This window comes from Beijerinckia sp. 28-YEA-48, assembly GCF_900104955.1.
Classification (GTDB): Bacteria; Pseudomonadota; Alphaproteobacteria; order Rhizobiales; family Beijerinckiaceae; genus Terripilifer.
In genome coordinates, this window is the sequence record NZ_FNSI01000001.1 from 4,977,198 (window position 1) to 4,990,593 (window position 13,396).

General features: G+C 59.8%; 11 protein-coding genes. 5 read left to right on the top strand and 6 right to left on the bottom strand.

The features are described from left to right. Positions 1 to 54 precede the first annotated feature (54 nt). Together BLW50_RS23315 and BLW50_RS30480 are read right to left on the bottom strand one after the other, a co-directional pair. Positions 55 to 1,026, bottom strand: coding sequence for a Bug family tripartite tricarboxylate transporter substrate binding protein (locus tag BLW50_RS23315; RefSeq protein WP_170850318.1), 972 nt, complete (start codon positions 1,024 to 1,026; stop codon positions 55 to 57). A gap of 304 nt (positions 1,027 to 1,330) precedes the next feature. Beyond that, on the bottom strand, positions 1,331 to 1,546 hold the full coding sequence (locus BLW50_RS30480) for a hypothetical protein (RefSeq protein WP_139267716.1): 216 nt from the start codon (positions 1,544 to 1,546) through the stop codon (positions 1,331 to 1,333). On the opposite strand from BLW50_RS30480, the gene BLW50_RS23325 reads away from it, so the two are divergent. Both BLW50_RS23325 and BLW50_RS23330 read left to right on the top strand, forming a co-directional pair. Next, a complete protein-coding gene (locus tag BLW50_RS23325; protein WP_090707164.1) occupies positions 1,523 to 3,712 on the top strand; it encodes a dehydrogenase E1 component subunit alpha/beta in 2,190 nt (729 codons plus the stop codon). The two genes, BLW50_RS30480 and BLW50_RS23325, sit on opposite strands and share 24 nt — an antisense overlap. Then, positions 3,709 to 4,743: an ACP S-malonyltransferase gene (locus BLW50_RS23330; protein WP_090707166.1), complete on the top strand. Its 1,035-nt coding sequence runs from the start codon at positions 3,709 to 3,711 to the stop codon at positions 4,741 to 4,743. The genes BLW50_RS23325 and BLW50_RS23330 overlap by 4 nt, the downstream gene beginning before the upstream one ends. A 27-nt stretch (positions 4,744 to 4,770) precedes the next feature. Here BLW50_RS23330 and BLW50_RS23335 read toward each other — a convergent pair whose 3' ends face one another. After that, positions 4,771 to 5,046, bottom strand: coding sequence for a hypothetical protein (locus tag BLW50_RS23335; protein ID WP_244544362.1), 276 nt, complete (start codon positions 5,044 to 5,046; stop codon positions 4,771 to 4,773). A gap of 216 nt (positions 5,047 to 5,262) precedes the next feature. After that, positions 5,263 to 5,469, bottom strand: coding sequence for a hypothetical protein (locus tag BLW50_RS23340; RefSeq protein WP_090707168.1), 207 nt, complete (start codon positions 5,467 to 5,469; stop codon positions 5,263 to 5,265). Positions 5,470 to 6,046: 577 nt separating this feature from the next. Here BLW50_RS23340 and BLW50_RS23345 point away from each other — a divergent pair. Next, positions 6,047 to 7,141, top strand: a complete 1,095-nt coding sequence (locus BLW50_RS23345; protein ID WP_090707171.1) for a phospholipase D family protein — start codon at positions 6,047 to 6,049, stop codon at positions 7,139 to 7,141. Here the strand turns inward: BLW50_RS23345 and BLW50_RS23350 are convergent. Beyond that, positions 7,138 to 8,496 (bottom strand): DNA adenine methylase, encoded by a 1,359-nt coding sequence (locus tag BLW50_RS23350; RefSeq protein ID WP_090707173.1) that lies wholly within the window; start codon positions 8,494 to 8,496, stop codon positions 7,138 to 7,140. The genes BLW50_RS23345 and BLW50_RS23350 overlap by 4 nt on opposite strands. 80 nt (positions 8,497 to 8,576) lie before the next feature. Between BLW50_RS23350 and BLW50_RS23355 the strand changes: the two genes are divergently transcribed. Further along, complete coding sequence (locus tag BLW50_RS23355) at positions 8,577 to 9,833, top strand: site-specific DNA-methyltransferase (RefSeq protein ID WP_090707175.1); 1,257 nt, start codon at positions 8,577 to 8,579, stop codon at positions 9,831 to 9,833. A gap of 716 nt (positions 9,834 to 10,549) precedes the next feature. Next, entirely contained in the window at positions 10,550 to 12,424 is a 1,875-nt protein-coding gene (locus tag BLW50_RS23360; protein ID WP_170850319.1) for a DEAD/DEAH box helicase, read from the top strand. Between the two features lie 125 nt (positions 12,425 to 12,549). On the opposite strand, the gene BLW50_RS23365 is transcribed toward BLW50_RS23360, so the two are convergent. Further along, positions 12,550 to 13,380, bottom strand: a complete 831-nt coding sequence (locus BLW50_RS23365; protein WP_348272862.1) for an oxidoreductase — start codon at positions 13,378 to 13,380, stop codon at positions 12,550 to 12,552. Positions 13,381 to 13,396: the final 16 nt, after the last annotated feature.

The window sequence follows — 13,396 nt, forward strand, 5'->3', positions numbered from 1 at the left end:
ATTCTTGTTGCTGCGCGCGAAACACGCGCGCAGCCCAGATTCTTCCGCGTCGTGTCATTCGGCCTTGATATCGTTGGTCCGGATTAGCGGCTCCCAGCGCGTGAACTCGGTCTTCAACAGTTTATCGAATTCGGCCGGCGTCGAGCCGACGATATCGATCCCCAAGCTGTTCATGCGCTCGACCAGTGCCGGATCCTTCAGCGCGATGACGGTGTCGTTATAGATCTTGTCGACGATGGCCTGGGGCGTGCCTTTCGGTGCCATCAAACCGCTGAGGGCATAGACCTGTACGTTGGGATAGCCGAGTTCGGCGAAGGTCGGCGTGTCGGGGAATTTGTCGGAGCGTTTATCGGCCGCGATGGCGATGGGCTTGGCGCCGGGCGAGTTCTTCAGGGTATTCGCCGCTTCCGGCACCAGCGCCAGGGTCAATTCCACCTCACCGCGCGCGAAGGCCTCGCCCGAAGGCGCGCTGCCGCGATAGGGAACGTGAATCAGGTCGATCTTGGCTTCCTGGGCGAAAAGCGCCACGCCGAGATGGCCCGAGAGGCCGATCCCCGACGATCCGTAGCGCATTTTGCCCGGATGGGCCTTGGCGTAATCGATGAGTTCCTTGAGGGTCTTCGCCGGCACCGCACTGCTGGCCATCAATAGATTCGGGGTGGTGCCGAGAATCGTGATCGGAACGAAAGCGTCGCGACCGTAGGGAACCTTGTCCCGCAACAGATGCGTCATCACGTTCGCCGCGAGCGTGCCGAGCAACAAGGTGTAGCCATCGGCGGGGGCACGCGCCACCGCTTCGCTGCCGATCACGCCGCTTGCGCCCGTGCGGTTCTCGACGATGATCGTCTGGCCCCATTGCTTCGAAAGCTGGTTGGCGATCAGGCGCGCGGTGATGTCGGTGGCGCCGGCGGCAGGAAACGGCACGATCAGGCGAACATTGGTGTTGGGATAATTCTGCCCCATCGCGGCACCGGCCAGCGGCACGCTCACCGCCATGCCAACCAGCATTCGTCTGACCCAGTTCATTTGTTTCTTCCCTTGTTGTGCGGCTGTGCCGAGTTGGGCCGCAAAGTGGCCGATCATCCCACCTATCGCAAGCCCAAAGGGTCACCGCAATGCTGCCTCGTTAAGCAGCCAAGCTTTTGAAGGGGCTATTCGCGATGAGGTCGATCCGCGGAAATCCAATTTCCATCTGCAGAGATGGCGCTGCCGACGCCTTTGGCCGTTACCTCAATATATCTCGCGCCACACGCCATGTGGGCCGGGCTCATTTGGGGCGGTATTTGATCGCAGACAAATTTCAGCCGGCCCTGCGCGGCAACCAGTTGTTTCAGTGCGGGCTTCCCGATATGCAAACGATCATCGCGCCCGGTTTATAAGCAAGCGCGAAGCGATCGGTTTCGACGGGGAGGATGCGCTGAAGATGATTGCGCTCATCAAACGCAACACGAGCGATGTCGCGCGTCCCGTCGCGATGGGGTTGCAGGCCCTTTTGTTGGGGCTCTTTTTCTAAGAGGTCGCTGTGCCACGTTCGATCATCGTCCACGAAAATTTCGCCCGCCGCATCGCCGCGCTCGATTTTCCGCCGGGGCCGCCGCCGGCTGCTGGCCTGTCCCCAGCGGAGGCCGTGGGCCTCTACCGGGCGCAATGCCTGTCGCGGGCGCTGGATCTGACCAGCCGCGCCATGCAGAAGGCCGGCCAAGGGTTTTACACCATCGGCTCCTCGGGCCACGAAGGCATGGCGGCGGTGGCGCATGCCTTGCGGCCAACCGACATGGCTTTCCTGCATTATCGTGACGCCGCCTTCCAGATCGCGCGTGCCGCGCAACTGCCCGGCCAGACCATCGCCTGGGACATGCTGCTGTCGTTTGCTGCTTCAAGCGATGATCCGATTTCGGGTGGCCGGCACAAGGTGCTGGGCTCGAAGGCGTTGAATATTCCGCCGCAGACTTCGACCATCGCCAGTCATCTGCCGAAGGCGGTGGGCACTGCCTATTCGATTGGTCTGGCGCGCCGGCGGCCGCCGGAGCATCAACAATTGCCCGATGATGCGATTGTCATGTGTTCGTTCGGCGATGCCTCGTCCAATCACTCGACGGCGCAGGGCGCCTTCAACACCGCGTCGTGGACGTCCTATCAGAGCATCCCGCTGCCGCTGCTGTTTGTCTGCGAGGACAATGGCATCGGCATTTCGGTGAAGACGCCACACGGCTGGGTGGGCGAAAATTTCAAGAACCGGCCGGGCCTTAAATATTTCTCGGCCAATGGTCTCGATCTCTATGAAACCTTTGCCGTGGCGCAGGAGGCGGAGCGCTATGTGCGCGAGCGGCGCAAGCCGGCTTTTCTGCATCTGCACACAGTGCGGCTCTATGGTCACGCCGGGGCCGATGTGCCGACCACCTATCTGAGCAAGGAGGAGGTGGAGGCCGAAGAGGCGAACGATCCGCTGTTGCATACGGTGCGGCTGCTGCACGAAGCTGGCGCGCTCACGCCGCAAGAAGCGCTCGCCATCTATCACGAGACGTGCGCGCGCACCGACCGGATCGCTGCTGAAGCGATCAAGCGGCCGAAGCTGAAGGATGCGGCTGGTGTCATGGCGAGCCTCATTCCCGGGCCGCGGCCGTGCCGGCCGAGCAATGGGCCGACCGAGGATGAGCGCGCCGCTGTGTTTGGATCGGACCTCGCCGCGATGACCGCGCCGCAGCCGATGAGCCGCCTGATCAATTGGGCGCTGGCCGACCTGATGCTGGAACATCAGGAGATCGTGCTGGCGGGCGAGGATGTCGGCCGCAAGGGCGGCGTCTATGGCGTCACGCAGAAGCTGCAGGCGCGCTTTGGCGCGGATCGGGCGGTGGACACCTTGCTCGATGAACAATCGATCCTGGGGCTCGCCATCGGGCTTGGTCAGAATGGCTTTCTGCCGATCCCGGAGATTCAATTTCTGGCCTATCTGCACAATGCCGAAGATCAGTTGCGCGGCGAGGCCGCGACATTACCGTTCTTCTCCGACGGGCAATACACCAATCCGATGGTCGTGCGCGTCGCCGGGCTCGGCTATCAGAAGGGCTTTGGCGGTCATTTCCATAATGACAATTCCATCGCTGTGTTGCGCGACATTCCGGGGCTTGTCATCGCCTGTCCCTCGAATGGTGCCGATGCGGCCCGTATGCTGCGCGAATGTGTGCGGCTGGCGCGCGAAGAGCAGCGGGTGGTGGTGTTCCTGGAGCCGATCGCGCTTTACCCGATGCGCGATCTCCATGCCGACAAGGATGCGCTGTGGATGAACCTCTATCCGCCGCGTCAGGAGGTGATCGCTCTGGGCGAGGTTGGCGTTCACGGCAGCGGCAAGGATCTGGTCATCGTCACCTTCGCCAACGGCACTTATCTCGCCCGCCAGGCGGAAAAGACTTTGCGCGCGCGCGGCATCGACCTGCGCATCATTGATCTGAGATGGTTGGCACCACTGCCCGAGAAGGCGCTGCTGTCGGCTGTGGCTGGTTGCCGCAACATACTGGTTGTCGATGAATGCCGGCGCACCGGCGGGCAGTCGGAGGCGCTGATCACCTTGTTCAACGAACACAAGAAGACCTCCATCGCGCGCATCGCCGCCCATGATTCCTTCATCGCCACCGGCCCTGCCTATGCGGCGACCCTGCCGTCGGCCGATGACATTGTCGAAGCGGCGTTGCGGTTGATGGAGGTTCCGGCGTGAAAACGGCTGTCGTCATCTGTCCCGGGCGCGGCACCTATAACAAGACCGAGCTCGGCTATCTCACGCACCATCACGCCGACAAGCGCGAGCTGTTGGCCGGTTTCGACGCGGTACGCACAGCCAATGGTCAGGAGACCGTGACGGACCTCGATGGCGCGGCGAGCTATTCGGCGACGCGCCACACGCGCGGCGATAATGCCTCGGCGTTGATCTATGCCTGCACTTACGCGGATTTCCTCGCCATTGATCGCAGCGCCATCAAGGTCGTGGCTGTCACGGGCAATTCCATGGGCTGGTATTCGGCCCTGGCTTGTGCCGGCGCGCTGTCGCCGCGCGATGGTTTTACGCTCGCCAATACGATGGGCACCTTGATGCAGCAGCGCCTCATCGGCGGACAGCTGATCTATCCCTTCGCTGACGAGACCTGGCGGATGGATCTCAACCGTCGCGCCGAATTGCTGGCGCTGATCCAGTCCATCGACGCGGAACCGGGGCATGATGTGGCTCTGTCCATCGATCTCGGCGGCATGCTGGTGATCGCCGGCAATGACGCGGGGCTGAAAGCGTTCGAACGCGCCGTGCCGCGCGTGCAGGAGCGCTTCCCTCTGCGGTTGGCCAATCACGCGGCGTTCCACACAGCTTTGCAGGCGCCGGTTGCGGCGGCGGGACGCGAGAAGCTGCCGCGCACGCCCTTCGTGCAACCGTCTCTGCCGTTGATCGATGGCCGTGGCGCGATCTGGTGGCCAGGCGCTGTGGATGCGGCCGCGCTCTATGACTACACGCTCGGCCATCAAGTGACCGCGACCTATGATTTTACCCAAGCGATCACGACGGCGGCGCGGGAGTTCGCGCCCGATCTCTTCATCATCACGGGGCCTGGCACGACGCTGGGTGGGGCCGTGGCGCAATCCCTGATCCGTGCGCAGTGGAAGAACATGGCGTCGAGAGCGGATTTCGAGACGACCCAGAAAGCATCGCCCGTGATTGCCGCCATGGGCATGGCGGATCAACGCGCAACCATCTCGGCGTAGCGTAGCGATCAGCAGAGACGGGATTGACTACCTGATCCGGCGCAGGTGGCAGACCTTCACCTTGCCGCCGCGTCCATCGGCGCGCCAGACACAGCCAGGATGGCGCGGCGTGCGATCATAGAGCGTGATGACAGCGCGGCGCTTGCGATTGAAGGTCTGGTTGGAAAAATCGTGTCCGCCGACCCGCACATTCTTGCCGAAGCGCACTTCGGCTGAGGCGGGGGAGACGAGCGGCGCTGAAGCCAACAGTGTTATCGCAAAGACGAGAAAGGTGGCGACGCAGAGCCGGCGTAAAGAGTTCATGGTTTGAAATCTCTTCGGCTTGAAATCTCGTCAATTTGAAACGTCTTCGAGCCGTTCACTCAGCTCGATCACTCAATGGATTCTTGCCAGGGTGCTGGGATCGTCGCGTGAAGCCACTGCGCATACCATCATGACGGGCCTCTGGGAGAACCCGTCATGGAAGAATTTTCGAACCTCACAGGCCACCTGGCCAGCCCTTTGGCGCTCTGCGTTGCGTTAAACGGGATTGGCGCCCGGCGTTCCGCACTTGGCGAATTTGCCCTTGGCGTCCTTGCAGCGTGTGGCTGAAGCGGGTGCCGGCGCCGGACATTTGATGAACTTGCCCTTCGGATCCCGGCATTGCTCTGCCGCATAGGACATCGAGGGAATGGTGAACGTCGCCGCAGTGGCAATGGCAAATGTAAGCGCGAGGATATTCTTCATCGGCACCTCCTCTTCATGCGACCCAGTCCGAGTCGTCGGCGTGATGATATACCTGGGGGGCGCTGTTGCCACTGTGTGTTCAACGATCGGTTCCAAGCATCCTTGCGATCCGCCCCGGTGTGAGGGGGGGGGACGCCAGAAGAAGGCTTTGGGTGCCCGGTTGGACGTCCAGCGGCCGGAGTGGTGGTTAGAGGGAGGCACGTTTCTATAATAATCGATAATATAGTAATTTACTCTGAAATTCGAAATCTGAAGAAAGATTAACAATGCGGGTGCGATATTGGTGCGCGGTTGACAGTGTGCTGGAATTTGCCAATTCGCGTTAGAATCCGTCGTCGGTCCACTGTCTCACAGATTGGTTCTCTGTGGTGTGGCGGGTGTTTAGGTTGTGGGCCCTTTTGCATTCTCTTACGATCAGAATGGGACGTCTGCGAATCTTGGGTTGCTGATTTTATGGGCGTTAATTCAATAACTTACGATTGTGCGGCTCCCTTTTGGGACACGCTTGACCCCGCATACCGTCTTTGCAATGCATTCAAGTAGAGAATCAGTTATTCCTCTGCGCGCAGGGGGGGCGATGAGCTGGTTTCTACAAACGCCGGATAGTGCAAGTCCGAAACTTCTCAAAAATATAATGGACCAATGCGGACCTGCCGAAAGAGGCGGCGCTGCTTTCGCGTTCGCGTCTGCTCAAGGCGTGAAGCTCCTCGGTGCTGAACCGATGTTCAGCAAATTCCTCAAGGCCTCCGAATTCACCATCATCGTAGGCCTCGATGCGATCACAGATACGCGCGCGGTCGATGAGTTGCGGAAACTGAGCAAAAGCCATCCAAATTTTAAGCCTAAGCTCTTTCTTCATTCCATGGGCGGCTCACTCTTCCATCCAAAGACGATGTGGCTGAAGACCTCGAAGGGTGGCGTCATCATCACAGGCTCCGGCAACCTCACATCTGGCGGCCTCAAGTCAAACTGGGAGGCGACTGCTGTGCAGACGCTTACACCTGCGGAGATTGCCGAGGCGGTGAAGAGCTGGGACGCCTGGCTTAAGACGCACAAGAACCAAATCGTCGATCTCGACGACGGGAAAGCAATCGAAAAAGCCAAGGCGAATGAAGTCGTGCGATCGAGGATTAAGAAGGTGCTTAAGAAGCCTGGTGCCGAAGAGGAACCGGCTGACCAAGAAGTCGATGCGATCGCAGAGATCGTTGAAGACATCGAGGATGATTTCTCACTCAATCCGGTCTTAATTGCTGAAGCACCTGGCGGTGGGCGGTGGAAGCAAGTTGGATTCAGTTTAGAGGCGTACGAGCAGTTCTTCGGAGTGACTCTTGGAAAGAAAAAGCACGTCCGATTTTACCAGGTCAATTCAGACGGCAGCCTAGAGCCCGTCGAGAACAGCGAGTCTGTCGCTGTGAAAAGCAAGAATTACCGTTTTGAAATTAGGGCAGCGCAAGGGCTGCCGTATCCCAAAAAGGGTCATCCGATCGTCGTGTTTGAAAAGATCAGTGACTCCGATTTCAAATATATTCTCAGGATGCCTGGAAATCCGGAGCACACGTTGATCCAGGATTTCTTGGATAAGAACTACAGCAAGTCGCGGGCGAAGCGAAGAATCCAGATCACTGCCGGCGATCTTGAGAAGGTCTGGCCTACTGCACCCTTCTTCCACTAACGACAGAGAAAGAGCATTTCAGCTTCGGTGGATGCGTCAATGTGAAGACGGGTAGCATTCAGCTTCATGTGGCTGAACTTTCCCGTTGAAATCGTTTCAACACTTTCAAAGTATCGGCTGGCGAGCGTCATAATTTGATCCACGGTCATTACGCGCGGATGTGCGTCGCTGTCGGATGCATACGGCGAATAGGAAAGCACGAGCGGTGCTTTCAATGCTTGCACGCCAGCACAGAGCTTTTCAAATGCAACAGGTGCCTTGGACTTAATGCAGAACGGTGATTGATGTCGATCAGCCCTATACATCCCTCGGCTGAATGTTTCCGTGAGCGCACGGATGCGCGTCGTCGAGACGCCGGGGTTGTCCCATAGGCACATTGTTTCCAGCACATGATAGAAGCGGCTGTAATGGTCGCGCGTGTAAGGGGGGTCCGCATATACCACGCCTACCTCGCCTGTGATCTGCGCAAGTGCATCAGCGTAGTCCCTGCGAATGACCTGATGTTTTCGCGTGGCTTTTGGCAGCGAGCGATACCGGTTGAGCCATAGCCCGAAGAGCTCGAACACATCAATGGAACGGTCGCGGACGATCTTTGCGATCAAATTCCGCTTTGGCTTCCCTTCCGAATTTCGCGGCTTGATTGGTTGGGCAAAGTGCTTGCCCACCGTGTTCACAATTTCGCTCGCGGTACTGATGATGGCTGCCAGCAAAAGATCCCGCTCCGCTCCTTTCGCTACGTGAGCAATGGTCAAGAGTGCGTCGAGGTGGGTCGCTTGCCGGTATGAAAAGAACAAGCCGCCATAGAAGCGGAGGACTAGTGTCGTCCGGCTTTCCACGTCAATGAGTTTGCGGGTCCACTTTTGGGCATGCTCGAAATCAGGCCGGACGGCTGGTCGGCCTGATGCTACAAATGCCACCATCGAAGCGTGCTCAATTAGCTCGCATATCGGTTCATGGTCGCCGCGTTGCGCCTGGGCAAGACAAGCTTCCTCGTACTCAATGAGGGGAGCCGCAGCCGCTTGGGTTCCGATGGCTTGTTCGTCTACTCTGGCGATGAATTCTCGAGCGGTTTTCTCTGCGATCGTGGCGGGTAGCAGGATCGCCGAACAGAGGACGCGGGAATATTCTTGAATATCGATCGAGATCACGTCGCGGGTCGCCGCCGCAGCGGCTGACACCGTGCCGGAACCGGAGAAGAGGTCTACCAGGCGGCCTCGGTTTGGGTCCACTTGATCAAAAGCTAGACGCAAAGGCTCGACCAGCCGGAGCTTGCTGCCCAAATAGTGGATTGGGCGCCAAACTTCTGCAATAGGTTCGTTATCGTCGATCGGGAGCCGAAGCTGAGGCTTGTTCATTCGTCCAGAATCAATATGATTCGCTACAGAGTGCGTCAACGCTGGCGACTCCGACGCAGCTTTTCGGGCAGGTTATCCCCATGTTGACAGACTTGCAGGCCACTCTGGAAGCCAGAGCTGAAGGCGGAGCGCCTCTTTCGATCTCTTTCCAGTCGGTGAAAGGCCTTTCGTCGGGTGGCGACACCGATAATGCGATCATCCAGGGCGACAATAGCGACGCTTTGGAACTCTTAAAGCTTCGATACGCGGGGAAAATTCGCTGTGCGTACATTGACCCCCCCTACAACAACCAGGAACGGTACAACCACTACGCCGATAATCAAAGCCATGAGACTTGGCTTGCGGAGATCGTGGCGAGCGTAAAGAAAATCAAACCGCTACTCCGGCCGGATGGAAGCATCTGGATTTCAATCGACGACCGGCAAGTTCACTATCTCAAAGTCGCGCTCGATGAGGTATTCGGAAGAGAAAATTTCGTCACTACAATTGTGTGGGAACAGCGCACCACGCGTGAAAATCGAAAAGTCTTCTCGAACAACCACGAATATTTGCTCGTCTACTCGACCGACATTCGCAAGTTCAAAGACAAGCGCGGGCTGCTCGATTGGGACGATGAGGTCCTCTCTCGTTTCCGGAACCCAGACAACGATCCTCGCGGACCATGGCAGTCGGTCTCCGCAAACGTCCAGGACGGGCATGCGACGAAAAGCCAGTTCTATGATGTGATCGCTCCAAATGGCCAGCGACATAAGCCGCCGAAAGGCCGATGCTGGGTCTATAACGAAGTACGTATGAAGCGGGAGATCGCTGACAATAACGTATGGTTTGGCAAGCATGGCGATTGCGTGCCACGTCTTAAACGTTTTCTCTGCGACGCGCGTCGTGGCTTTACTCCGCAGACTCTCTGGCCCGCGAACGAGGTCGGCACGAACGATCAAGCAAAAAAGCATTTGCTCGAACTCTTTCCGCGTCAGGCTGTCTTCGACACACCGAAACCTGAGGCGCTTATTCGACGCATCCTTTGTATCGCGAGCGAGCCAGGGGATTTGATTCTCGATGCATATCTTGGCTCGGGCACTACCGCCGCCGTCGCGCACAAAATGAGCCGTCAGTACATCGGGATTGAAAAGGGCGATCACGCGGCGACACATTGCGTTGAGCGGATACGTAAAGTCATTGCGGGTGAAAAGGGGGGGATTTCTGCTGAGCTGGGATGGACGGGCGGAGGAGCCTTCCACTTTTATAAGCTAGATCAGCAGGAAGACCGCAGCAAGATTGCTGGCGCAGCTCGTGCTCGCAAAACTTTAGCGAAGCCTAGGGGCCGCAAAGCCAATTAATTTCACCAGATCACGCTCGAAGGTCGACCACTGCCCGTCTTTTTCCGGCCGACTTAGCAATTTTCGAACCGAAATTTTCTGTCTAACAGGCTACATCCGACCCGGCGACCAAGCGTTGCATCAAGGCGCCATCCATTTGCTGGTGAAGCTCGTCTATCTGATTTACCAGCCCATTATAGGTTTTCCAGCGCATCCATTTCGGCTTAATCGGCATGTCGGGATCGTCGCTTTGCAGTTTTGGAACAGGATGCGATTTCGCTGCGAGCAAATTTGATCGATGCCGGCCGCTGTCCGCTGGGAGCGGGGCCAAACGCCAACTGATCCGCACCAGGAAAGTCTGATGGTGCCGCAAGAGGGTTTCGGCTGGGCGGTTCTTTGGTATTGATTTTATTAGGTTTTATCGTCGCGGCCAAAGCCGTAGTGTACCCCAGTGTCGTGTATCAACTACAAGCTTACGCACGACTTCCGGTCTGCCTATCGAAATAGCCTCGAACTCCTGATCGGACTCCTGCGCCCCGATGGCGAAAGCCGTCGGAAAATAGGGGGCGCTTCGTGTCAGAGGCGTGTCCTGCGCTGTAGAAGCGCGCCTCGTGGCTGTAGCTTCCAGGCTTCCATCCGACTAGTAAGGCATTCTAGGAACCTTCCCAGAAACCTTCCGATGGCTGCCCTTCGACGCCGGACGATAATGCGAACAGGCGGAACCAGCCGTGCCTTTCATGACGACAAATCCGGCGCTTGCCCGTTCCCTGGCAGAGCGCGACTACAATAATCCGACGCCGGTGCAGCTTGCCGTGCTGGCGCCGGAGGCAGCAGCGCGCGACCTTTTGGTGTCCGCGCAGACCGGTTCCGGCAAGACCGTCGCCTATGGCCTGGCCATGGCCGAGACGCTGCTGGGCACCGAAGAGCGATTTGCCCCCGCAGCCGCGCCGCAAGCGCTGGTGGTGGCCCCCACCCGAGAATTGGCGCTGCAGGTGCAGCGGGAATTCGCCTGGCTTTATGCGGCGACGGGTGCCCGCATCGTGTCCTGCGTCGGCGGCATGGATCCGCGTCAGGAGCAACGGCTGTTGAACCAGGGCGCGCATATTGTCGTCGGCACGCCCGGGCGCTTGCGTGATCATCTGGAGCGTGGCCGCCTCGACATCTCGGCATTGCGTGTCGTCGTCCTCGACGAGGCCGACGAGATGCTGAACCTTGGTTTCCGCGAGGATCTCGAATTCATTCTCGACGCCACGCCCCCCGAGCGGCGCAGCCTGCTGTTCTCGGCCACCATGCCGCGCGGCATCGTCACGTTGGCCCGGCGCTATCAGCGCGATGCGTTGCGCATCGAAGTGGCGGGTGGTGGAGGCGGTCACGCCGACATCGAGTACCGCGCGATCCGCGTCGTTCCGACCGAGATCGACCACGTGGTTGTCAACGTGCTGCGCCACTATGATACGCCCGGCGCGCTCGTGTTCTGCAACACGCGCGAAGCGGTGGGGCGCCTCCATGCCATGCTTCAGGAGCGGCAATTTTCCGTCGTAGCCCTATCAGGCGAATTGAGCCAGAAGGACCGCAACCACGCCCTGCAAGCCCTGCGCGACGGGCGCGCCAAGGTCTGTGTCGCCACCGACGTCGCGGCGCGCGGCATCGATCTGCCGAACCTCGGCCTTGTCATCCACGCCGACCTGCCAAACGATGTCGAAAGCCTGCAGCACCGCAGCGGTCGCACCGGGCGGGCGGGCCGCAAGGGCGTGAGCGTGCTTCTGGTGCCGCCGTTCCGTCGTCGGCGGACTGACGACATGCTGCGGGGACTGGGCATCAAGCCCATCTGGTCCGGCCCGCCGACCCCCGAAGACATTCGCAAGCTCGATCACGAACGTATGTTGCGCGACGCTTTGATTACCGATGAGCCGAACGAAGAAGACGCGAGCGCCGCCTTGGCGTTGCTCGCCGTGCACGCGCCCGAGCATCTGGCAGCCGCGCTAGTGCGCCTCTATCGGACCGGCTTGCCGGCCCCCGAGGAGGTCTCCGATCCGGGTGAGGAGCGCGCGCCGCGCGCCGGGCGCGATCTTGCGGCGGCCGGCAGAGACGGCGGGTTTGACGTCGGGGGCACTTGGTTCCGCCTCAACGTCGGCCGCCGCAACAATGCCGATCCGAAATGGCTGCTGCCGATGATCTGCCGACGCGGAAACCTGACGCGAAAGGATATCGGCGTTATCCGCATCCTCGACGAGGAGACGCACTTTGAGGTCTCGCCGGTCGCGGTCGCTCGTTTCAGCAAGGCGGTGCGCAAGATAGATACCGGCGACCTGATCATCGAGCCGTTGCCCGGCGGCCGGCCGGCCGGCGATGCGGAACGTCCCCGCGGTAAGCCGCATGGGGGAAAGCCACCCTACGAGAAACCCTTCCCAGGCAAGAAATTCCACAAAGAGAAATTCCACAAAGAGCCCGGGCAGGGAAAGCCGGCCTACGGCAAGGTGAAGGACGGCAAGCCCGCATTCGAGAAGCCGCGCGAGGGCAAGCCGTTCGGTCAGGGCAAAGGCGAACATCGGCCGAAGGGCGCGCGTCCGGACGCGCCTGGGAGCAAAAAAGGAAAGCCGCGACACCCTTGAGGGTGTCGCGATGACGTCACCGCGCATGCACGGATGTTCAAGGCAGGCCCAGGGCCGGTGGCAGGGGCATGTCCCAATGGCCTAGCGGCCGACTTTCCGCCTCCGGTACTCCAGCGGACAGCTGGTTAGCCGGCGCTCTGCGACATCCGCCATATCAGGCGGTCGATCAGTCGATCAGGAAGCAACCAGGTAAGAAATACAATCAACTTAGCGCCGCCGCCGGTTGCGTAGCGCGGGCGCGGATTGCGCGCCGCCACGGCCTTGCCGATCGTCCGCGCGACGACATCGGGCGGAGAGGCCAGGCGCGAAGCATCGGCGCCTCCCAGCATCGCGGCATGGCGTCGCGCATAGGGGCCGTAGGCAGTGGCTCCCGATCGCGCAATCAAGCTGTCGCGCGCGATTGCGTTCCATTCGGTGCGGATGGCGCCGGGTTCGATCACGATCACGCGAATGCCAAATGGTTTGAGCTCAAGCCGCATGCAATCGGAAAGCCCCTCCACCGCGAACTTGGTGGCGTGATACCAACTCCCGAACGGCTCGCCGAGTTTGCCCCCAACCGAAGTGACATTGACGATCGTTCCAGACTTTTGCGCCCGCATGAGCGGAATGGCGAGTTGGCTGAGCCGCGCCAAGCCCATCAAGTTTACTTCGACCTGGCGGCGGCCCTCGTCTATCGGCACATCCTCAAGCGCGCCATAGCTGCCATAGCCGGCATTGTTGACGAGCACGTCGAGCCGCCCGCCGGCAGCGCGTTCGACTTCCGCGACCGCCGCAACGATCGAGGCGTCGTCAGTGAGATCGAGCGGAACAAGCGTGACCCCCAAGGCTTCAAGCGGCTTCATTCGGTCGAGTCGCCGGGCGGCGGCGAATACCTTGTATCCGTCGCTGACGAGTTGACGGGTCGTCGCTTCGCCGATCCCCGACGATGCGCCGGTCACAAGAGCTGTTTTCACCACGATTTTTCGACTCCAA